This is a genomic window from Saccharopolyspora gloriosae (genome assembly GCF_014203325.1).
Taxonomy (GTDB): domain Bacteria; phylum Actinomycetota; class Actinomycetes; order Mycobacteriales; family Pseudonocardiaceae; genus Saccharopolyspora_C; species Saccharopolyspora_C gloriosae.
Genome location: NZ_JACHIV010000001.1, coordinates 4,850,345 through 4,869,945, shown reverse-complemented (window position 1 = coordinate 4,869,945; position 19,601 = coordinate 4,850,345). Strand labels below are relative to the sequence as shown.

Genomic DNA, 19,601 nt, shown 5'->3' with positions numbered 1-19,601 from the left:
TAGCGAGTGATCCGAAGCGCCCGGGCGGCCTTCGCGGATCAGTTCACGCTGGTCTGCTCCGCGAACTCCGCCAGCGGCGCCGGCACCGCCCGCAGTTCGCGCAGGAATTCCGCCTCGCGCACGAGCAGCCGGCGCACCAGCCGCAACCGGGCCAGCGGATCCGTCTCCGCGAGCAGCTCCTGGCGGTCGTCGGTGCTGAGCACGCAGTCCTCCGCCAAGGCGTAGGACAGGTCGGCCGGGTCCAGATCCGTCGCGGGGGCGTCGTAGCGATCTCCGCGCAGCCCGGTGCCGTGGTAGCGCTCGTGCGCGGCCCGGGCGGCGGCGTCCAGCCGACCGGTGAGGCGGGGATCCTCGGCGGGCTCGCTGTCCGGGAGCCACTCGACGCGTGCCATCAGGTACGGCGCAGCCTCCCGGTCGATCTGCAGCAGCCGGAACCGGTGCCCGCCGTCGGCGGTGATGTCGTAGCGGCCCTGCGGCAGCTGCTGGACCTGGCGCAGCCGCGCCGAACAGCCCACGTCGTACATCGAGTCGACGTTGTCGTCGCCGACCTCCCAGCCCTGCCGGATGCCGACCACGCCGAAGCGGCGGTCCGGCACGACTTCCTCGACCAGGTCGAGCACCAGCTGCCGGTAGCGCGCCTCGAAGATGTGCAGCGGGAGGTCGGCACCGGGCAGCAGCACCGTGCTCAACGGGAACAGCGGGAGCGTCTCGGTCACAGCCGCCAACCTACGTCCCCTCCCCGCCCATCGGCCAGCACACCGGGCCCGCGGGTTCCGCCGCTACCCGCGTCCGGTGGGAGGGCGGAACACGGCGAACGGATCGGTGACCTCCAAGCCGGGGTTGGTGAACCGGAACAGCGCGGGCGGACGGCCACCGGACGGGCCGGCGGGCATGGTGCGGCCGGTGGGGGACAGGGCGCCGCGGCGGGTGAGAACTCGTTGCAGGTTGGTCGCGGCGACCTCGTAGCCCAGTGCGGCGGAATAGATGCCGCGCAGCTCCGAGATGGTGAACTCGGCGGGGGCGAGCGCGAAGCCGATGTTGGTGTAGGACAGCTTCGCGCTGAGGCGCGCGCGGGCGGCGTGCGTGATGCGCTCGTGGTCGAACGCGGTCGCAGGGGGCTCGTCGACCGGGTGCCACGCGGTGTCGGCGGGCACCTCCGGGTCCACGTCGGAGGGCACCAGCCCGAGGAACGCGGTCGCCACCGCCCGGTGCCCGGGAACCCGGTCGGGGGCGCTGAACACCGAGAGCTGTTCGACGTGGCTCAGCTTGTGCACGTCGACCTTCTCCGCGAGCTGGCGCCGGATCGAGGTCTCCACGTCCTCGTCCGCGCGGAGCCTGCCGCCGGGCAGCGCCCAGCGGTGCTCGTGCGGCGGCTGGGCGCGCTGCCAGAGCAGCACGTGGAGCCGTCCTTCGTGCGCGCGCAGCACTCCCGCCAGTACCTCGTGAGCTGCATCTCCCTTGTCCGCGCGATCGGCGGTGTTACTATGAGGCACGTTTTCGATTGTAAGGCGAAAACTGCTCGGTGGGCAAACACCGACATGCGCGCCGACGCGCGTGCCGGTGCTGAGGAGGAACAGATGGTGTTAGCCGAACAGCTCGTTCCGTACACGGGCGTGGAACCGGACGAGGCGTGGGCCCGGGAAGTCCGCGAACTCGCCGAAGAACGCGACGCCGTCGTGCTGGCGCACAACTACCAGCTGCCCGAGATCCAGGACATCGCCCACCACACCGGGGACTCCCTGGCGCTGAGCCGGATCGCCGCCGAGAGCGCCGCCTCGACCATCGTCTTCTGCGGCGTGCACTTCATGGCCGAGACCGCGAAGATCCTCAGCCCCGGCAAGAAGGTCCTCATCCCGGACGCCCGCGCCGGCTGCTCGCTCGCCGACTCCATCACCGCGGAGCAGCTGCGCGCGTGGAAGGCCGAACACCCCGGCGCCGTCGTCGTCTCCTACGTGAACACGACCGCCGAGGTCAAAGCCGAGACCGACATCTGCTGCACCTCCTCGAACGCGGTCGACGTGGTGCGCTCCATCCCGGCGGAACGGGAAGTGCTGTTCTGCCCCGACCAGTTCCTCGGCGCGCACGTGCGCCGCGAGACGGGGCGGGACAACGTCCACGTCTGGGCGGGGGAATGCCACGTGCACGCCGGCATCAACGGGCCGGAACTCGCCGACCGCGCGGCCTCGAACCCGGACGCCGACCTGTTCATCCACCCCGAATGCGGCTGCGCCACCTCCGCGCTGTACCTGGCCGGGGAAGGGACGCTGCCCCCGGAACGGGTCAAGATCCTCTCCACCGGCGGGATGCTCGACGCCGCCCGCGAGACCGGCGCCGCATCGGTGCTGGTGGCCACCGAGGTCGGCATGCTGCACCAGCTGCGCAGGGCCGCACCCGAGATCGACTTCCGGGCGGTGAACGACCGGGCCTCCTGCCGCTACATGAAGATGATCACTCCGGCGGCCCTGCTGCGCGGCCTGCGGGAGGAAGCCGACGAGGTGCACGTGCCCGCCGACATCGCCGAACGCGCCCGCGGCTCGGTGGAGCGGATGATCAGCATCGGCAAGCCCGGGGGTGGCGAGTGACCTGGGAAGCACGAGCGGACCTGGTCGTCGTCGGCACCGGGGTCGCCGGACTCACCGCCGCGCTGCGCGCCCGCGAGCTCGGACTGCGGACCCTCGTGGTGACGAAGGATTCGGCCGCCGCGGGCAACACCGGCTGGGCGCAAGGCGGCGTCGCGGTGGTGCGACCCGACGAGCACGACGACGGCGACAGCGTGCAGCGCCACGTCGCGGACACCCTCACCGCCGGTGCGGGCCTGTGCGACGAGCAGGCGGTGCGGTCGATCCTCGCGGACGGCGCCGCGGCGGTCGACGGGCTCCGGGCGGCGGGCGCCCGGTTCGACACCGCGGGCGACGCGCTCTCGCGGACCCGCGAAGGCGGGCACACCGCGTTCCGGGTGATCCACGCGGGCGGGGACGCCACCGGTGCCGAAGTGCAGCGCGCGTTGTCGAGCGCGGTCGGTTCCGGCGGGATCCCGGTGCTGGAGCAGCACTGCGTCGTCGAACTCGTGCGCAGCGACGGCGGCGCGCTCGCCGGAGCGCTCGCGCTCGACCCGCACGGCAACCCCGGCGTGCTGCGCGCACCGGCGGTCCTGCTCGCCACCGGCGGATTGGGGCAGCTCTACGCGGCGACGACCAACCCCGACGTGGCCACCGCCGACGGGATCGCGCTCGCGCTGCGGGCAGGAGCGACCGTGGCGGACCTGGAGTTCGTGCAGTTCCACCCCACCGTGCTCTACACGCCTGACGCCGCGCGCGGACGCCGTCCGCTGGTCACCGAAGCGGTGCGCGGGGAAGGTGCGGTGCTGCTGGACACCCGCGGCCGTCGGGTCATGGCAGGCGAACATCCCCTGGAGGACCTGGCGCCGCGCGACGTGGTGTCGGCGGCGATCAACCGCAGGATGGCCGAGACGGGCGCGGAATGCGTGCTGCTGGACGCCACGGGCATCCCCGGATTCGCCACCCGGTTCCCCACCGTCTTCGCGTCGTGCCGGGAAGCGGGCATCGACCCGCTGCGGGAACCGATCCCGGTGACCAGCGCCGCGCACTACTCGTGCGGCGGAGTCGTGTCCGATGTGGATGGTCGAACCGGAGTGGCCGGGCTCTACGCGGCGGGCGAGGTCGCGCGCACCGGACTGCACGGCGCGAACCGACTGGCCTCGAACAGCCTGCTCGAAGGCCTGGTCGTCGGGGCGCGCGCCGCCGATGCCGTGGCCCGGGACCTGCGCGGCGGCCTGACCGCGCGCAAACCGGTGCTGCCGGCGGTTCCGGCGGCGGCCGTGGTGGACCGCGACCTGCTGCAGCGCACCATGACCCGCCACGCCGGGATCGGCCGCAGCGCCGACGGGCTCGCGGAGGCCGCCGCGACGCTGGACCGCGCGGGCGTCGTCCGTCCACTTCGGACTCGCGAGGCGGTGGAAGACGCCTCCCTGGCGCTCACGGCGCAGGCGCTGCTCGCCGCCGCCGCGGCCCGCGTCGAATCCCGCGGCAGCCACCGGCGACGGGACCACCCGGAACCCGACGACGTACGCTGGCGGCGCAGCGTCGCGCTGCGACTGGACGTGTCCGGCTGGCTGTTCCGCACCGACCGCGAACCCGTGAGGAGCGTCGCATGACCCTGTCCGAGGTGACCGCCGGACACCTGCGCTCCGCCGGCCTGGAACCCCAGGAGATCCGCACGCTGGTGCGCGCCGCCCTGGCCGAGGACCTGCGCTACGGCCTCGACGTCACCACCGAGGCGACCGTCCTCGTCGACGCCATCGCCGAAGCCGCCTTCCAAGCCCGCCCGGCCGGAGTCGTCGCCGGGATCCCGATCGCACGGGCGGTCCTCGACGAGGTGCTCGGCCCGGACGGCTACAAGGTGCTGCACAGCCGCGAGGACGGCGACATGATCATGCCGGGGGAGAGCGCGCTGAGCGTGCACGCCCCGGTTCGCGGACTGCTCACCGCGGAACGCACCGCGCTGAACCTGCTCTGCCACCTCTCCGGCATCGCGACCGCGACCTCCGAATGGGTGCGGGCGGTGGAGGGCACCGGCTGCCGCATCCGGGACAGCCGCAAGACCCTGCCGGGACTGCGCGTGCTGCAGAAGTACGCGGTGCGCTGCGGCGGCGGCGTGAACCACCGCATGGGGCTCGGCGACGCGATGCTCATCAAGGACAACCACGTCGTGGCCGCCGGGTCCGTGGTCGCCGCGCTGCGCGCCTGCCGCGACCACGCGCCGGAACTGCCCCTCGAAGTCGAAGTGACCACGGCGGAGGAGCTGGACGAGGTGCTGGCGGAAGGCGCCGAGCTGGTGCTGCTGGACAACTTCACGCCGCAGGACTGCGCCGACGCGGTGCGGCGCACCAAGGAGATCTCGCCGGGAACCGAACTGGAAGCCTCCGGCGGGATCACCTTCGAAGCCGCCCGCGCCTACGCCGAGACCGGCGTGCACTACCTCGCCGTTGGCGCGCTCACCCACTCGTCCCCGGCGTTGGACATCGGCCTGGACATGTGAGGTCGCGCGGAGGACTCAGAACCGCCGGTTGGACAGCACGGGGATGTTCGCGCGCGCCTGCTCCACCGCGGCCGGGTCCAGATCGGTGACCAGCACGTCGGGGGAGTCGGTGAGCTGCGCGTGCACGGTGCCGACCGGCGTGGCGACGGTGCTGTAGCCGATGCCGGTGGGCGCCTTGCCGCTCGGCTCGACGCCCGCGGTGCGCGGGTCCGCCTGCCCGCACGCCACGACCCACGACGTGCTGTCCAGCGCGCGGGCGCGCACCAGCAGCTCCCACTGCTCGCGCTTGCCCTCGCCCGAGCCCCAGGAGGCGGCGGTGACGATCACCGATGCGCCCTGGTCGGCCAACGTCGTGTACAGACCGGGGAAGCGCACGTCGTAGCAGGTCGTGACCCCGACGCGCGTGCCGCCGACGTCGACGACCAGCGGGGCCGCGCCGGGAGCGACGGTGCGGGACTCGGCGAAGCCGAAGGCGTCGTAGAGGTGGATCTTGTCGTAGTGCGCGTCCACCCCCGGCCCGGTGACCAGCAGCGTGTTCGTGACCCTCCCGTCGGCCGCGGGGGTGAACATGCCCGCGACCACCACGATCCCCGCCTCATCGGCGAGCTTGCGGACCTCGGCGGCCCACGGGCCGTCGAGCGGCTCGGCGATCGGCGCCAGCGGGACGCCGAAGCAGGCCATGGTGGCCTCGGGGAAGACCGCGAGTTCCGCCCCCGCCGCCGCCGCGCGGCGGATACCGTCGGCGACCAGGTCCAGGTTCGCCTTCGGCTCCGGGGTCGACACGATCTGGCACAGCGCGATGCGCATGGGTTCCGCCTCTCCTCGGCTCTACACTGTTGTATACCAAAAATATGCAAGGGTTCCGGATCGAACCTGAACGCACCGCAAGGAGCCACCGTTGACCTCGGGCCGCCAGCTCGCCTACGACCACCTCAAGGACACCGTGCTGAGCGATCCCGCGATGCAGGGCCAGTTCGTCAACGAGCAGTCGCTCGCCGACGACATCGGCGTCTCCCGCACACCGATCCGGGAAGCCCTGCTGCTGCTCGCGGCCGAAGAACTGGTGCAGCTCGTCCCGAAGCGCGGCGCCTACATCGCACCCGTCGCGGGACGGCAGATCCGCGAGCTGTTCGAACTGCGCGGAATGATGGAGTGCTACTCGGCCCGGCGCACCCTCGAACTCGACACCGTCCCGGTGCCGGAGATGCGCGGTGAACTCGACCGCCAGCGCGCCCTGCGCGCCGACGACGACGCGAGGTCGTTCATCGACCTCGACCACCGCTTCCACTCGGCCCTCGTGCGGGCCGTGGGCAACGACATGCTGACCAAGAGCTACGACGGCCTGCGCGCCCGGCAGGTCCGCGCGGGCATCGTCGCGCTGTTCTCCGCGGAGAACAGGCGCAAAGCGGTCCTCGACGAGCACGACGCGATCCTCGACGCGCTGGCCGGCGGTGACGCCGCTGCCGCTCAAGCGGCGATCACCGCCCACCTGGACGCTACGCGGCACGTGCTGCTCGCGGGCTGATCGCCAACCCGACGAGGGTGACCACGCAGGTCGCCAGCAGGTAGCAGGCGGGCGCGATCCAGCTGTCGAAGTAGGCGAACAGGGACGTGAACAGCAGCGGGGCCAGCGCACCGCCGATCACACCCGCCAACGTGTAAGCCAGCGAGCAACCCGTGTAGCGCAACCGGGTGCTGAACTGCTCGGACACGAACGCCGCCTGCGGGCCGTACATCAACGAGTGCCACAGCAGGCCCACGATCACCCCGACCACCAGCATCGGTGCCGAACCCCCGCCGATCAGCGGGAAGAAGGCGAACGGCCACACCGCGCCGCCGAGCGCACCGATCGCGTACACCCTGCGCCTTCCCCACCGGTCCGAGAGCCATCCCGCCGCGGGGATCAACGCCAGCTGGCAGGTGGAGCCGATCATGACCCCGGCCACGGCCCAGCTCTGCGGCAGCCCGAGCTCCTTCGTGACGTAGGTGAGCACGAAGACGGTGAACAGCGCGTAGAGCACGTCCGGTCCGACGCGGGACAGGATCGCGGAGATCAGCGCGCGCGGTTCCTCGGTGAACACCTCGCGCAACGGCGCGGCGGCCTGGTCGCCCTGCTGCTGCAGCTCGCGGAACACCGGTGTCTCCTCCAGCTTCACCCGGATCCACAGGCCGAAGATGACCAGGACCGCGGAGAGCAGGAACGCGACCCGCCAGCCCCAGGACAGGAACTGCTCGGGGGTGAGGCTCGCGGCCAGCGCCGCGAGGACGCCGTTGGCCAGCAGGTTGCCGGCGGGCGGGCCGATCTGGGCGGCCGACGCCCAGAACCCGCGGTGCCGTTCGTCGCCGAACTCGCTGGAGAGCAGCACGGCGCCGCCCCACTCGCCGCCGATGCCGACGCCCTGCGCGAACCGCAGCGCCACCAGCAGCACGGCGCCCAGCGCTCCCACCTGGCCGTGCGTGGGCAGCAGGCCGATGAGCACCGTGGCGACACCGGTGAGCAGCAGGGTCGTGACCAGCACCTGCTTGCGGCCGAGCACGTCGCCGAGCCGGCCGAACACGAAACCGCCCAGCGGCCGGGACAGGTATCCCACGGCGTAGGTGGAGAAGGCCAGCAGCGTGCCGGAGAGGGGGTCGTGGCTGGGGAAGAACAGGTCGCCGAAGACGAGGGCGGAGGCCACCGAGTAGGCGGCGAAGTCGTACCACTCCAGCGAGGTGCCGGACAGGGCGGCGACGAACGCCTTGACCAGGTCCTTGCGCGGCGGGCGTGTGGGTGTATCGGCGAGCGCTTGACTCATCGGCGGTTCCTTGTCGGGGAGTTCGTCACATCGGCCGGGTGTTCGGGCGAAGAAGTGATACGAACTGTATACAAGAAGTATGCTGATCGGGAGGGTCTGATGTTTCCGCTTCGTTTCGATGTGGCAGGCACGTCCGTCGAGGTGCCCGTGCGGACGCTGCTCAACGCCGGCTACGCCGGGCGCAGCCAGGACGACGTGGCCGCGCACGTCGCCGAACTCGCCGAACTCGGAGTGCCCGCGCCCACGCGCACTCCCTGCCTGTACCCCGTGGCGCCGTACCTCGCGATGCAGACCGCGGACGTCCCCGTGCAGCACGCGCGCACCTCAGGGGAAGCGGAATGGGCGCTGATCATCGCGGGGCCGCGCGAGGAGGACGTGCTGCTCACCGCCGCCTGCGACCACACCGACCGGGAGCTGGAGGTGCACGGCGTCGCCTGGAGCAAGCAAGCCGGGCCGGACGTGCTCGGCTCGCGTGCCTGGCGGCTGGTCGAGGTCGCCGACCGGATCGACTCGCTGACCCTCACCGCTGACGTCGGTGGCCGCCGCATCCAGCACGGCACGCTCGGGGAGCTGCTCACACCGGTGTACTGGCTCGAGGAGCTGCGGAAGCTCGAACTCGCCGAGCCCGGAACCGTGCTGCTGTCCGGCACGATCCCGATGGACACCTCCGTCGACCAGTTCGCGGATTCGTGGCGGGTCGACCTGGGGGACCCGGCGACCGGCGACGTCGTGAGCTGCGAATACGCCGTCCGTCAGATGCCGGCGCCGATCGCGTAGCGAGACGGCGGGACCGCTCGGCCCGCCACGCCCGGCCGGTGCCGCACGATCGTGTCCGTCGTCGAGCGCAGCCGCCTTCGACGGAGGAGGACGGCCCCGCATCGACTCGATTCGACGGGCGCGGCCGGGTGCCGGTCGGCCCGTGGCGCTTGCCCTGCGGGCCCGCTCGCCGCCATGCTCGGCCGGGCAGGCGCGGTGTCGTGCGACGGCGTGGTCCCGCGGTGGCGACGAGATCGGCCGCCGGTGCACGCGGCACATCTGCACCTCGGCGATCAACCCGGCACGTGGTCCGAATGTGATCCGGACGATGTGGCATCGTGACTCCCTGCAAGTTCACGGCGCCCGGCCGTGAACGGTGCCAGGAGCAGCACACGACGAGTGGGAGACAGACGTGAGCGACAGCGGCGAGGGCACCACTTTCATGCAGTGGCGCGAGCGGGCGCAGTCGGAGGTCCAGGAAGAACGGCCGCAGCTGCGAGCCGTCATGATCACGGCCGCGGTCGTGGTCCTGGTCGGCATCATCGTGGGAGTCGTCGTTCTCCTGCTGTCCTGATCCGCTCAGGACGCCGAGCGGCAACACCATCCGGACGGTCCGCCCCGAGGGCGGTTCGGATGAACTGAGACGGCGTGGGCGCCGTTCCCGGAACGCGCCCATCCGCCGCCGGAGCAGCGGACGTCGCACCGGCAGGTGCGCACCCGCGAAGTGCTCCGTTCCACGACGGCCGGAACGACGTCGGATTCCGGCTGGATACAGCACGATCAAGTGATGACGAATCTGTGTTCGACTGGGAACACTGGGAGTCATGGAGCCCTTGGTCGTGCCGCAGCCCCCGGTGGGCGACGCCCCGCGCGTGCCGGAGCCGCGCGAAGAGACGCGTCGCGCTGGCGACGGCAGCATCGACGGTTCCGCTCCCGTGCCCGAACTCGGGCCGGTGATGGAGAACCTGTTCGACCGGCTGGCACGTCCCGCCGCTTCCCGCTCCGACGATGAACTGGTCGCGGGGATCCGCGACTCCGAATCCGTCGTCCGCGCCGCGATGTCGTGGCAGGCGGAGCTCATCGCCGAGTCCGAGCGGCGAGGCCTGCACAGCGAAGCGGGCGTGCGATCGATGCCGGTGTGGGTGCGGGAGCTGTTGAACATCGCCCGCGGCGACGCGCGGTCCCGCGTGGTGGTCGGGCGAGCGGTGGCCGAACGAGCCGAACCCGGTGGTGAACCGCTGCCGCCCGCGTTGCCCGCGACCGCCAGGGTCCTGCGGGAACGCGAGACGAGCCTCGCCCACGCCCAAGTGATCGTCAACGGCATGGAGAAGCTCCCGCCGCTGGTCGGGCCGGTGCAGCGCGCCGAGGTGGAGGAAACCCTCGCCGAGCAGGCGAAGGTGCTCTCACCGCGCGAGCTGGAGATCGCCGCCGAGCGGGTGCGGTACCTGCTCGACCAGGACGGCGCGCTGCGCGACGAGCGCAGGCAGGTCGAACGCCGCGAACTGCACCTGACCACCGATCGGGACGGGATGACCCTGCTGAAGGGCAGGCTGGACCGCGAGACCGGGGCGAAACTGCACGCGGCGTTGGAACCGCTCGCCGCCCCTCGACCGCAGGACTCCGGCCGTCGGGATCAGCGGACGGCCGGCAAGCGGTACGCCGATGCGCTGGCCGGTCTCGTGGAGATCGTGCTGGCCTCGGACGAGCTGCCGCGCAGCGGCGGACAGCGCCCGCACCTGACGATCACCATCGCGCACGACCAGCTCCGGGAGTCCTTGGACGACGAGCGGTTCGGCGGGACGATCGAGACCACCGGTCAACCGATCACCGCGGAAACGGCGCGCCGCATCGCCTGCGATGCGGAGCTGTTGCCGGTTCTGCTGGACGGCGAAAGCCGCCCGCTCGACGTGGGGAGGGCTCGCAGGACGGCGCCGCCGCACCTGCGTGCGGCCCTGCTCGCGCGGGACGGGACGTGTGCCTTCCCCTCGTGCGATCACCCGCCCGGTACGTCCGAGGCGCACCACCTCCGCCACTGGGCGGACGGCGGGGCTACCGCGCTCGACAACCTGGTCATGCTCTGCGCCCACCACCACGCGGTTGCCCACGCGCACGGCTGGACGATCGAGCTGGACGCCGGACGGCCGGTGTTCACACCGCCGGCGTGGATCGATGCCGATCGAACACCCAGGCCCGGCAACCGGGCGCACCACGAACCACCCGACCTGGCCGCCCGATGAGGGCGGTCAGGCACCCCGGCGTGCTCGCCCAAGATCGACGAGGCGGTGCGACTCCGGCATCCTGGCGCCATGGGTGAGCACAAGGATCGGATGCTGCGCGGGGAGCCGTACCAGGACGGCGATCCGGAACTCGTCGACGAACGACGCCGCTGCCAGGCACTGCTCGACGAGTTCAACGCGACCCGCTCCGGGCAGGAGGACGAACGGCGGAGCCTGCTCGCGGAACTGCTGGGCGAAATCGGGGCCGGATCGTGGATCATGCCCCGGTTCCAGTGCGACTACGGGTACCTCATCCGGTTGGGGCGCAACAGCTTCCTGAACTACGACGCGATCCTGCTGGACTGCGCCCCGATCACGATCGGCGATGACGTGTCGATCGGTCCGCGGTGCCAACTGCTCACCGCGCTGCACCCGATGGAGGACCACGAAGCGCGCAGGCAGAGGTGGGAGACCGCCGCTCCCATCACCGTCGGCGACAACGTGTGGTTCGGCGGCGGCGTCATCGTCTGCCCTGGCGTGACCATCGGTTCGAACAGCGTGATCGGGGCGGGCAGCGTAGTCACCCGGGACGTCCCCGAACGCGTCTTCGCCGCGGGCAACCCGTGCCGCGTGCTGAAGTCCCTGTAGCGGTCCTGGCTCATCCGCTCGCGGACGGTTTCACCCCGACGGCCGCCCAGCCGTTCCCGACGGCGGAGCGAACCTCTTCGCTGACGTCGAAATCCGGCCGCCACTCCACCACGGGCACCACGCCCGGCGGGATCAGCGACCAGCCGGTGAGCAGCTCCCGCGCCTGCTCCGCGGGCCGAAGGCTCAGCGGCGTCGGAGTCTGGTCGTAGATGCGCAGCCCTTCCACCACCTGCGTGGCGGACAGGCCCGCGCCCGATGCGTGGCTCACCGCCAGCACGCTGCCCGGCGCGCACGCCCGCTGGTAAGCGGCGAGGACGCCCGCCGGGTCCGCTTCGTCGGACACGAAGTGCAGCACCGACAACGCGAGCACGGCGATCGGCTGGTCGAAGTCCAGCAACCGGGTCACGCCCGGAGCGTCGAGCACGTCGGCGGGATGCGACAGGTCGGCTTGGGTGACCGTCACCCGCTCCTCGCCGTGCAGCAACCGCCGGGCGTGCGCGACTGCGACCGGTTCGTGGTCGACGTAAGCGATCACGGCGTCCGGTCGGCCCTGGTGCGCGACCTCGTGCACGTTGCCCGCGGTGGGGATTCCCGAGCCGAGGTCGAGGAATTGGCGGATGCCGCGTTCCGCGCAGTACCGCACGACGCGGCGCAGGAACGCCCGGTTCTCGCGGACCCCCACCCGCGTGGCCGGAAGCAGGGTCAGCTGCTGCTCGGCGGCCTTCCGGTCGGCGGGGAAGTTCTGCGTCCCGCCGAGGAAGTAGTCGTACATGCGCGCGGCGTTGGGGCGGTGGAGGTCGAGTTCACCGTGAATGCCGGCCAGCTCCTCTAGTAGCTCGTCATCGCTGGTGATCGCGAACCCCTTCCCGCGTGATCCGGTGTTCGCGACCGTATCGCTTCCTAGGCCCGCGCAAGGGGAAAGCCCGGAGCCCCACCGGGCGTCCGGGCTTTCCCTCGGGGCCGATCGGGTCAGGCGCCGGCTTCGCGCAGCACGATGTCCACGGCCGCGTTGTTGCGGGCGGTCTCCCGCTCGATCACGTCACCCGGCGGGTAGAAGCCGTCGAGGCCTCCGCCGGACGGGTACATCTCCAAGGTGAAGGCGAGGATCTTGTGCTTGCCCCACATCCAGTCGAGGCTGTCGCCGTCGGTGGTGTACAGGTCGCTGGACTGCTGCGGGGTGTAGCCGTTGGAGTCCGCCATCTCGGTGCCGACCTTCTCGAACCGGTCGTACTCCTGCTGGGTCATGCCTTCGGTCACGTCGTCCTGGGTGTGCCCGAAGGGCCACAGCACGAGTTCCGAGAAAGTGTGGAAGTCGATCGCCGACTTGATCTGCTGGGTGCCGTCGATGACGCGGGAGTCGATGAACTCGGCCAGCGCCGCGGTCTCCGGTGCGGAGAAGGCCTGCGGTCCGCGGTAGGTCTCGTCCTGCGGGTCGTCGCTCGCGCCGCCGCAGCAGCCCCACAGGTAGTCCCAGTTGCGGTTGAGGTCCGTGCCGGTGTCCTGCCGGTTCTTCCGCCAGCCCTGGTACTCGCCGGACTCGACGTCGTAGGTGGAGCCGTCGACGTTGACCGACGGGACGATCCACACCTCGCGGTTGTCGACGCTCTCCTTCACCGCGGGGTCGGCGTACTCGTCGGTGAGCCGGTTCGCGATCTGCAGGCACATCTCGGTGGTCAGGTGTTCCCGGGCGTGCTGGTTGCAGTCGAACAGGACTTCGGGCTCGTCCTCGTCCTGCGCCACGTTGTCGCTGATCTTGAGCAGCGGGATGTCGCGGCCCTCGAAGCTCTTCCCCAGGCTGGACTTCGCGGCCAGGTCCGGGTGGTCGGCCGTGATCTTGTCGAGCTCGGCGACCATCTCGTCGTAGTTGTGGTAGGCCTCGTCACCGGGCGGGAAGTCCCGCGGCGACGCCTGGGCCTGCAGGGTGAGGCCGTTCGAGCGCAGCTCCTCGGCCTGTGCGGTCGTGGCTTCCACCGTCGCCACGCCGTCCTTCGCTCCGAGCACCTGGGCGCCGGAGGCGTTGATGTCGGTGCGGATGCGGCTGTCGGTGTCGGGCACCGTGTAGACGCCGGTGACCTCGGCCGCGGGAGCGGGCCCGGCTTGAGGTGCGGCCACGCTCGCCTGGACCGGGAGTAGCAGGGCCAAGGATGCGGCGGCCGCCACCGCCGTTGCTCTGCGCCGTGCGCTGGACATCGGGCCTCCGATCGATCACGGATGGTGATCAAGCGAGACTCCCCGAGTCACGATCCGTTGGCAACCCACTAACGTCGGAAGCGGCCGATCACCGTTTTCCCGTTCATCGGCGGACGCGCGTCGGACAGCGTCGAACAGGGCGATTACCCTGGTGATTGAGCTAGTAGCCGCCCTCCGTCCGCCCTGAAAGGACGCCCATGCTCTCCCGCACCGATCTGCGCGGTCGTGTTCCGTCCACCGCCGAGCTGCGCGCCACGCTGCCGCGCGCCGAGATGGACGTGGAGCACGTGCTGCATCAGGTGCGGCCGGTGATCGAGGACGTTCGCGAGCGTGGCGTCGACGCCGTGCTGGAGTACACCGAGAAGTTCGACTCGGTGCGTCCCGAGCGCGTTCGAGTGCCCGCCGCGGAGCTCGCCGGGGCCTTGGAACGGCTCGACCCGACGGTGCGAGTGGCGCTGCAGGAGTCCATCGACCGCGCGCGGCGCGTGCACGGGGAGCAGCGGCGCACCGACGTCACCACGCAAGTCGTGCCCGGTGGCACGGTCACGGAGCGGTGGGTGCCGGTCGCCCGCGTGGGGCTCTACGCCCCCGGTGGGCTCGCCGTGTACCCGTCGAGCGTGGTGATGAACGTGGTGCCGGCTCAGGCCGCGGGTGTGGAGTCGCTGGTCGTGTGCTCGCCGCCGCAGGCCGAGTTCGGCGGACTGCCCCACCCGACGATCCTGGCGGCGGCCGCGCTGCTCGAGGTGGACGAGGTGTGGGCGGTGGGCGGTGCCCAAGCGGTGGCGCTGCTCGCTTACGGCGGCGAGGACACCGACGGGGCCGGGCTGCTGCCCGCGGACCTGGTGACGGGGCCCGGCAACGTGTTCGTCACCGCGGCGAAGCGGCACCTGCGCAGCGTCATCGGCATCGATGCGGAGGCGGGGCCGACGGAGATCGCGGTGCTCGCCGACGGCACGGCCGACCCGGTGCACGTGGCCGCCGACCTGATCAGCCAGGCCGAGCACGACACGCTGGCCGCGAGCGTGCTGGTGACGACGTCCCCGGAGCTGGCCGACGCGGTGGACGCCGAGTTGGCCCGCCAGGTGCCGTTGACGAAGCACGCCGAGCGGATCCGCACCGCGCTCACCGGCGTGCAGTCCGGTTGCGTGCTGGTCGAAACGGTCGACGACGGTCTCACCGTGGTCGACGCCTACGCCGCCGAGCACTTGGAGGTCCAGACCGCCGACGCCGAGTCGGTGGCCGCGCGGGTGCGCAACGCGGGCGCGATCTTCGTCGGCCCGCACGCGCCGGTCTCGCTCGGCGACTACTGCGCCGGTTCGAACCACGTGCTGCCCACCGGCGGCTGCGCACGGCACTCCTCGGGGCTGAGCGTGCAGAGCTTCCTGCGCGGCATCCACGTCATCTCCTACGACGAGCAGGCGTTGCGGGACGTCGCGGGCGAGGTCGTCGCGCTGGCCGACGCCGAAGACCTCCCGGCGCACGGGCAGGCCGTCACGGCCCGCTTCCCGTCCGGCCTCGACCGCTGATCCACACCGCGAAGAGAGAACCATGAATGACGTGCTCGGCGCCGACGTGGCGCTGACCGACCTGCCGCTGCGCGACGACCTGCGCGGCCGCAGCCCGTACGGCGCCCCGCAGCTGGACGTGCCGGTGCGGTTGAACACCAACGAGAACCCGTACCCGCCACCGCCGGAGCTGGTGGCCGAGGTGGCCGAGTCGGTTCGGGCCGTCGCGGAGTCCTTGCACCGCTACCCGGACCGGGACGCGGTGGCGCTGCGGGAGGACTTGGCCGCCTACTTGAGCGGCGCCACCGGGGTGACCGTCTCGCATCGCAACGTGTGGGCCGCGAACGGTTCGAACGAGGTGCTGCAGCAGGTGTTGCAGGCGTTCGGCGGGCCGGGCCGCAGCGCGTTGGGCTTCGAGCCGTCGTACTCGATGCACCCGATCCTGTCGGCGGGAACGCGCACGGAGTGGTTGCCGGCGCCGCGGCGCGCGGACTTCAGCTTGGACGGTCCGCAGGCGGCGTCGATCGTCGCGGAGCGCCGTCCGGACGTGGTTTTCGTGACGAGTCCCAACAATCCGACGGGCCAGGCGGTGTCGCTGCAGGACCTGCGCTCGGTGCTGGACGCGGCGCCGGGGATCGTGGTCGTCGACGAGGCCTACGTGGAGTTCTGCGACGAGCCGAGCGCGGTCGGCCTGATCGACGAGTACCCGGCGAAGCTGATCGTGAGCCGCACCATGAGCAAGGCGTTCGCCTTCGCAGGCGGCAGGCTCGGATATCTGGCGGCGGCGCCCGCGATGATCGACGCGCTGCTGCTGGTGCGCCTGCCGTACCACCTCTCGGCGTTGACCCAGGCCGCGGCGCGGGCCGCGCTGCGGCACGCGAAGGCGACGCTGGGCTCGGTGCAGGCCTTGGTCGACGAGCGGAACCGAGTGGTGGAGGCGTTGCGCGGCATGGGGTTCTCCCCGGTGCGCAGCGACGCCAACTTCGTGCTGTTCGGGCGTTTCGAGGACGCGCACGCCGCGTGGCGGCGCTACCTGGACGCGGGGGTGTTGATCCGCGACGTCGGCATCGCCGGACATCTGCGGGTCACCATCGGTACCCCGGAGGAGAACGACGCGTTCCTGGCGGCGGGCAAGGCGCTGGTGGACGCGGCAAGTGAGGAGAGCGTGCGATGACAACGACCGAGGCGGCGTTCGCGCCGGGCACCCGGGTCGGGCGGGTGGAACGCAGCACGAAGGAGTCCTCCGTGCTGGTGGAGCTCGACCTCGACGGCACCGGGAAGGTCGACGTCGATACGACGGTGCCGTTCTACGACCACATGCTCACCGCGCTGGGCACGCACGCCGCGTTCGACCTGAACGTCAAGGCGTCCGGTGACATCGACATCGACGCGCACCACACGGTGGAGGACACGGCGATCGTGCTGGGCCAGGCGCTGCGGCAGGCGCTGGGCGACAAGAAGGGCATCCGCCGGTTCGGCGACGCGTGGATCCCGATGGACGAGACCTTGGCGCACGCCGCGGTCGACGTGTCCGGTCGTTCCTACTGCGTGCTCACCGGGGAACCGGAGCAGTACAACTCGTTCACCATCGGCGGGAACTACCCGTTCGTGCTGAACCGGCACGTGTTCGAGTCGCTGGCGTTCCACTCGCAGATCAACTTGCACGTGCGGGTGATCCACGGCCGCGACCCGCACCACATCGCCGAGGCCCAGTTCAAGGCGATCGCACGAGCGTTGCGCGCGGCGACCGAGCCGGATCCGCGGTTCGCGGGCGTGGTTCCGTCGACGAAGGGCGCGCTCTAGATGCAGAACCTGGGGCCGATCGTGCTGCTGGCCGTGGCCGGTTTCCTCGTCGGCGGTGTCGTCGCGATGTGGCGGACGACGCGGGTGATGGCGGTGGTGCTGGGCGTGCTGGCGGCGTTGGCCGCCGCGGGAGGAATCGCCTGGCTGCTGTGACGGGGATGTGAACAGCAGCCAGGCGACGTCGTGGGCACCCGTCAGGCGTTCAGCGGGTGGTCTTGGAAGAACTCCCAGATCAGCGGGGTCGCTTCGATCACGGTGGGCTTGTCGGAGTCGGGGTTGGACGAGCGGCTCGGCCAGTCGTGGCCGAGTTCGTCGATCCGGTAGTGCACCAGCGCGCCCCGGTCCGCGCAGTCGGTCCAGTGCTGGCGGGTGACCTGCGGCTGCGGGTGTTCGGTGATCGGGTCCGCGTCGCACTCGTCGTGTTCGGCCCATTCGCCGAGCCAGTCGGGGATCGCGGGCAGGCCTTTGTCCGGGTCGCCGTCGTAGGGGATGGTGTCGTCGGCGGTGCCGTGGAAGGAGATCATCGGCACCGGTTCGGACGGCCGGCATGCACCGCTCTGCGGGTAGTAGGCGCCGGCGACGGGTGCGAACGCGGCGATGCGGTCGCCGAGGCGGCAGGCGAGCACTTCGGTGAAGCCGCCGCCGTTGGACTTGCCCGCCGCGTAGATGCGGTCCGGGTCCACGCAGAGGTCGTCCTCCACCTGGTCGAGCAGGTCGCTGGTGAACCGGACGTCGTCGGCGTCCGCGGAGTAGGGCGCGCCTTCCCACGCCGTGCCGCCGTCGGTGCCGACGAGGCCTTGCGGGTAGACGGCGATGGCGTCCAGTTCGGAGAACCCGGACAGCTCTTCCTGGTATTCGGCGCTGCGGGTGTGTCCGTGGAAGGACAGCGCCACCGGCGTGGGCCGTTCGGGGTCGTAGTTCTGCGGCACGTGCACGAGGTATTCCCGCGTCCGGTCGCCGGAGGTGATCTCCTGGCGGGCGGTGGTGCCGGGTTCGATGCCGGGGGTGTCGCCGCAGCCGGTGCGCGGCAGCGGCCGGTCCGGTGCGGTGGTGGCGTGGGCGGGCGCGCCGGTGGCGGCTACCGCGCCGAGGGTGATCAGCAGGCTCAGCACTGCTCGGTGCATCTTCGACTCCTGTCTCGGCGCGGGCCGTCGCGGCGCGCCCGCTGCTGTTGTCCGTGCTCCTCGTTACTGGGTCGCCGCGGCGGGTTCCTTGCCGGGCTTCTCGGCCGCCGAGGTGTCCTCCTCGTCGAGGAAGCTCTGCTCGTTGAACGGGTCTTCCTTGTTGAACACCCGTTGCATCTGCTCGCGGTCGATCTCCTTGGTCCAGGAGCCGATGATGACGGTGGCGATCGCGTTGCCCGCGAAGTTCGTCAGCGCGCGGGCTTCGGACATGAAGCGGTCGATGCCGACGATGAGGCCGACGCCGTCCACGAGTTCCGGGCGGTGCGATTGCAGGCCACCGGCCAGCGTCGCCAAGCCTGCACCGCTCACGCCCGCCGCGCCCTTCGACGCGATGATCATGAACACCAGCAGCGAGATCTGCTCGCCGATCGACAGCGGCTGGCCCATCGCCGAAGCGATGAACAGCGATGCCATCGTCAGGTAGATCGCGGTGCCGTCGAGGTTGAACGAGTACCCGGTCGGCACCGTGATGCCCACGACCGGCTTGCTGACGCCGAGGTGCTCCATCTTCGCGATCAGCCGCGGCAGCGCCGCCTCCGACGAGGAGGTGGACAGGATCAGCAGGAACTCCCGGCCGAGGTAGCCGAGGAGCTTGAACACGTTGACCCGCGCGAAGGCCCACAGCAGCGGCCCCAGCACGAGGAAGATGAACAGCACGCAGGTGATGTAGAAGCCGCCCATGATGACGCCGAGGCCCTTGAGGGCGTCCACGCCGGTCGCGCCGACCACGGCCGCGATGGCGCCGAACGCGCCGATCGGGGCCACCCACATGACCATGGCGAGGATCTTGAACACGAGCCGCTGGATGTGCTCGATGCCGCGCAGGATCGGGGCGCCCTTGTCGCCGAGGGACTGCAGGGCGAATCCGGCCAGCAGCGCCACCAGGAGGGTCTGCAGCACTTCGCCTTCGGTGAGGGCGGAGACCAGGGTGTTCGGGATGATCCCGATCAGGAATCCGCTGAGCCCTTCGGCTTCGGCGGGAGCCTGTTCGGTTCCGCTGTTGCGCAGCTCTTCGGTCAGCTGCAGGCCTTCGCCGGGGTGCAGCACGTTGCCGACCAGGAGGCCCACGACGAGCGCCACCAGCGACATCACCATGAAGTAGCCGAGCGCGAGTCCACCGACCTTGCCGACCTTCGCGGCCTGCCGAACGCTGCCGACGCCGAGCACGATGGTGCAGAAGATGACCGGCGAGATCATCATCTTGATGAGGTTGACGAAGCCGGTGCCCAGGGGTTTCAGCGCGGTGGCGAAGTCGGGGAAGGCGAATCCGACCGCGATGCCGGCCAGGACCGCCACGATGACGAAGATGTAGAGGAAGTGGGTGCGGTCCCGCTTCTTCGGCGGTGCACCGGCGGCCTCGGGTGCAGCGTCTTTGCTTGGCACGGTCAACTCCTACTGCGATGTACCGATCACGGGGGTCGGCGATCACTCATTCGGTCGTGTCTT

Annotated in this window: 20 protein-coding genes; 12 read left to right on the top strand and 8 right to left on the bottom strand. The window is 71.1% G+C overall.

The window, feature by feature from the left end; genetic code table 11:
• Nucleotides 1-38: 38 nt before the first annotated feature.
• Complete coding sequence (locus BJ969_RS21130) at nucleotides 39-716, bottom strand: LON peptidase substrate-binding domain-containing protein (RefSeq protein WP_184481314.1); 678 nt, start codon at nucleotides 714-716, stop codon at nucleotides 39-41.
• A 63-nt stretch (nucleotides 717-779) separates the two neighbouring features.
• Nucleotides 780-1,436 (bottom strand): NUDIX hydrolase, encoded by a 657-nt coding sequence (locus BJ969_RS21125; RefSeq protein WP_221316656.1) that lies wholly within the window; start codon nucleotides 1,434-1,436, stop codon nucleotides 780-782.
• A gap of 141 nt (nucleotides 1,437-1,577) precedes the next feature.
• Between BJ969_RS21125 and nadA the strand changes: the two genes are divergently transcribed.
• The 3 genes from nadA to nadC are packed head-to-tail and all read left to right on the top strand — an operon-like array spanning nucleotide 1,578 to nucleotide 5,058.
• On the top strand, nucleotides 1,578-2,582 hold the full coding sequence (gene nadA, locus BJ969_RS21120; RefSeq protein ID WP_184481312.1) for a quinolinate synthase NadA: 1,005 nt from the start codon (nucleotides 1,578-1,580) through the stop codon (nucleotides 2,580-2,582).
• Nucleotides 2,579-4,174 (top strand): L-aspartate oxidase, encoded by a 1,596-nt coding sequence (locus tag BJ969_RS21115; protein WP_184481310.1) that lies wholly within the window; start codon nucleotides 2,579-2,581, stop codon nucleotides 4,172-4,174. The genes nadA and BJ969_RS21115 overlap by 4 nt, the downstream gene beginning before the upstream one ends.
• Nucleotides 4,171-5,058, top strand: a complete 888-nt coding sequence (gene nadC, locus BJ969_RS21110; RefSeq protein WP_184481308.1) for a carboxylating nicotinate-nucleotide diphosphorylase — start codon at nucleotides 4,171-4,173, stop codon at nucleotides 5,056-5,058. The genes BJ969_RS21115 and nadC overlap by 4 nt, the downstream gene beginning before the upstream one ends.
• Nucleotides 5,059-5,073: 15 nt before the next feature.
• Here nadC and BJ969_RS21105 read toward each other — a convergent pair whose 3' ends face one another.
• The gene (locus tag BJ969_RS21105) at nucleotides 5,074-5,865 is read right to left on the bottom strand and encodes a carbon-nitrogen hydrolase family protein (protein WP_184481306.1); all 792 of its coding nucleotides are present in this window, start codon (nucleotides 5,863-5,865) and stop codon (nucleotides 5,074-5,076) included.
• Nucleotides 5,866-5,956: 91 nt separating this feature from the next.
• Between BJ969_RS21105 and BJ969_RS21100 the strand changes: the two genes are divergently transcribed.
• Entirely contained in the window at nucleotides 5,957-6,583 is a 627-nt protein-coding gene (locus tag BJ969_RS21100) for a GntR family transcriptional regulator (RefSeq protein WP_184481304.1), read from the top strand.
• On the opposite strand, the gene BJ969_RS21095 is transcribed toward BJ969_RS21100, so the two are convergent.
• The gene (locus BJ969_RS21095; protein WP_184481302.1) at nucleotides 6,555-7,853 is read right to left on the bottom strand and encodes an MFS transporter; all 1,299 of its coding nucleotides are present in this window, start codon (nucleotides 7,851-7,853) and stop codon (nucleotides 6,555-6,557) included. The genes BJ969_RS21100 and BJ969_RS21095 overlap by 29 nt on opposite strands.
• A gap of 99 nt (nucleotides 7,854-7,952) precedes the next feature.
• On the opposite strand from BJ969_RS21095, the gene BJ969_RS21090 reads away from it, so the two are divergent.
• From BJ969_RS21090 to BJ969_RS21075, 4 genes are all read left to right on the top strand, one after another.
• Nucleotides 7,953-8,630, top strand: a complete 678-nt coding sequence (locus tag BJ969_RS21090) for a DUF2848 domain-containing protein (RefSeq protein ID WP_184481300.1) — start codon at nucleotides 7,953-7,955, stop codon at nucleotides 8,628-8,630.
• 391 nt (nucleotides 8,631-9,021) lie between these two features.
• Complete coding sequence (locus BJ969_RS21085; protein WP_184481298.1) at nucleotides 9,022-9,183, top strand: hypothetical protein; 162 nt, start codon at nucleotides 9,022-9,024, stop codon at nucleotides 9,181-9,183.
• Nucleotides 9,184-9,433: 250 nt separating this feature from the next.
• Nucleotides 9,434-10,846 carry an HNH endonuclease signature motif containing protein gene (locus BJ969_RS21080; protein WP_184481296.1) on the top strand — a complete coding sequence of 471 codons (1,413 nt, stop codon included), beginning with the start codon at nucleotides 9,434-9,436 and terminating at the stop codon, nucleotides 10,844-10,846.
• 69 nt (nucleotides 10,847-10,915) lie between these two features.
• Nucleotides 10,916-11,473, top strand: coding sequence for a sugar O-acetyltransferase (locus BJ969_RS21075; RefSeq protein ID WP_184481293.1), 558 nt, complete (start codon nucleotides 10,916-10,918; stop codon nucleotides 11,471-11,473).
• 10 nt (nucleotides 11,474-11,483) lie between these two features.
• Here BJ969_RS21075 and BJ969_RS21070 read toward each other — a convergent pair whose 3' ends face one another.
• Entirely contained in the window at nucleotides 11,484-12,287 is an 804-nt protein-coding gene (locus BJ969_RS21070) for an SAM-dependent methyltransferase (protein WP_343071719.1), read from the bottom strand.
• A gap of 155 nt (nucleotides 12,288-12,442) precedes the next feature.
• On the bottom strand, nucleotides 12,443-13,663 hold the full coding sequence (locus tag BJ969_RS21065; RefSeq protein ID WP_184481289.1) for a M14 family metallopeptidase: 1,221 nt from the start codon (nucleotides 13,661-13,663) through the stop codon (nucleotides 12,443-12,445).
• 197 nt (nucleotides 13,664-13,860) lie between these two features.
• Here BJ969_RS21065 and hisD point away from each other — a divergent pair, with 197 nt between their 5' ends.
• Genes hisD through BJ969_RS21045 form a run of 4 tightly spaced genes read left to right on the top strand, consistent with a single transcriptional unit; the run spans nucleotide 13,861 to nucleotide 17,124 of the window.
• A complete protein-coding gene (gene hisD, locus BJ969_RS21060) occupies nucleotides 13,861-15,189 on the top strand; it encodes a histidinol dehydrogenase (RefSeq protein WP_184481287.1) in 1,329 nt (442 codons plus the stop codon).
• A 22-nt stretch (nucleotides 15,190-15,211) separates the two neighbouring features.
• Nucleotides 15,212-16,342, top strand: coding sequence for a histidinol-phosphate transaminase (locus BJ969_RS21055; RefSeq protein WP_184481285.1), 1,131 nt, complete (start codon nucleotides 15,212-15,214; stop codon nucleotides 16,340-16,342).
• The gene (gene hisB / locus BJ969_RS21050; protein WP_184481283.1) at nucleotides 16,339-16,971 is read left to right on the top strand and encodes an imidazoleglycerol-phosphate dehydratase HisB; all 633 of its coding nucleotides are present in this window, start codon (nucleotides 16,339-16,341) and stop codon (nucleotides 16,969-16,971) included. The genes BJ969_RS21055 and hisB overlap by 4 nt, the downstream gene beginning before the upstream one ends.
• Nucleotides 16,972-17,124: a hypothetical protein gene (locus tag BJ969_RS21045; protein WP_184481281.1), complete on the top strand. Its 153-nt coding sequence runs from the start codon at nucleotides 16,972-16,974 to the stop codon at nucleotides 17,122-17,124.
• A 41-nt stretch (nucleotides 17,125-17,165) separates the two neighbouring features.
• On the opposite strand, the gene BJ969_RS21040 is transcribed toward BJ969_RS21045, so the two are convergent.
• Together BJ969_RS21040 and BJ969_RS21035 are read right to left on the bottom strand one after the other, a co-directional pair.
• On the bottom strand, nucleotides 17,166-18,095 hold the full coding sequence (locus BJ969_RS21040) for a CE1 family esterase (RefSeq protein WP_184481279.1): 930 nt from the start codon (nucleotides 18,093-18,095) through the stop codon (nucleotides 17,166-17,168).
• A gap of 63 nt (nucleotides 18,096-18,158) precedes the next feature.
• On the bottom strand, nucleotides 18,159-19,538 hold the full coding sequence (locus BJ969_RS21035; RefSeq protein WP_184481277.1) for a cation:dicarboxylate symporter family transporter: 1,380 nt from the start codon (nucleotides 19,536-19,538) through the stop codon (nucleotides 18,159-18,161).
• Nucleotides 19,539-19,601 lie beyond the last annotated feature (63 nt).

Coding starts and splice junctions, on each gene's coding strand:
- nadA (WP_184481312.1), top strand. CDS start 1,578: ATGGTGTTAGCCGAACAGCTCGTTCCGTACACGGGCGTGGAACCGGAC.
- nadC (WP_184481308.1), top strand. CDS start 4,171: ATGACCCTGTCCGAGGTGACCGCCGGACACCTGCGCTCCGCCGGCCTG.
- BJ969_RS21105 (WP_184481306.1), bottom strand. CDS start 5,865: ATGCGCATCGCGCTGTGCCAGATCGTGTCGACCCCGGAGCCGAAGGCG.
- BJ969_RS21095 (WP_184481302.1), bottom strand. CDS start 7,853: ATGAGTCAAGCGCTCGCCGATACACCCACACGCCCGCCGCGCAAGGAC.
- BJ969_RS21090 (WP_184481300.1), top strand. CDS start 7,953: ATGTTTCCGCTTCGTTTCGATGTGGCAGGCACGTCCGTCGAGGTGCCC.
- BJ969_RS21080 (WP_184481296.1), top strand. CDS start 9,434: ATGGAGCCCTTGGTCGTGCCGCAGCCCCCGGTGGGCGACGCCCCGCGC.
- BJ969_RS21075 (WP_184481293.1), top strand. CDS start 10,916: ATGGGTGAGCACAAGGATCGGATGCTGCGCGGGGAGCCGTACCAGGAC.
- BJ969_RS21065 (WP_184481289.1), bottom strand. CDS start 13,663: ATGTCCAGCGCACGGCGCAGAGCAACGGCGGTGGCGGCCGCCGCATCC.
- hisD (WP_184481287.1), top strand. CDS start 13,861: ATGCTCTCCCGCACCGATCTGCGCGGTCGTGTTCCGTCCACCGCCGAG.
- BJ969_RS21055 (WP_184481285.1), top strand. CDS start 15,212: ATGAATGACGTGCTCGGCGCCGACGTGGCGCTGACCGACCTGCCGCTG.
- hisB (WP_184481283.1), top strand. CDS start 16,339: ATGACAACGACCGAGGCGGCGTTCGCGCCGGGCACCCGGGTCGGGCGG.
- BJ969_RS21045 (WP_184481281.1), top strand. CDS start 16,972: ATGCAGAACCTGGGGCCGATCGTGCTGCTGGCCGTGGCCGGTTTCCTC.
- BJ969_RS21040 (WP_184481279.1), bottom strand. CDS start 18,095: ATGCACCGAGCAGTGCTGAGCCTGCTGATCACCCTCGGCGCGGTAGCC.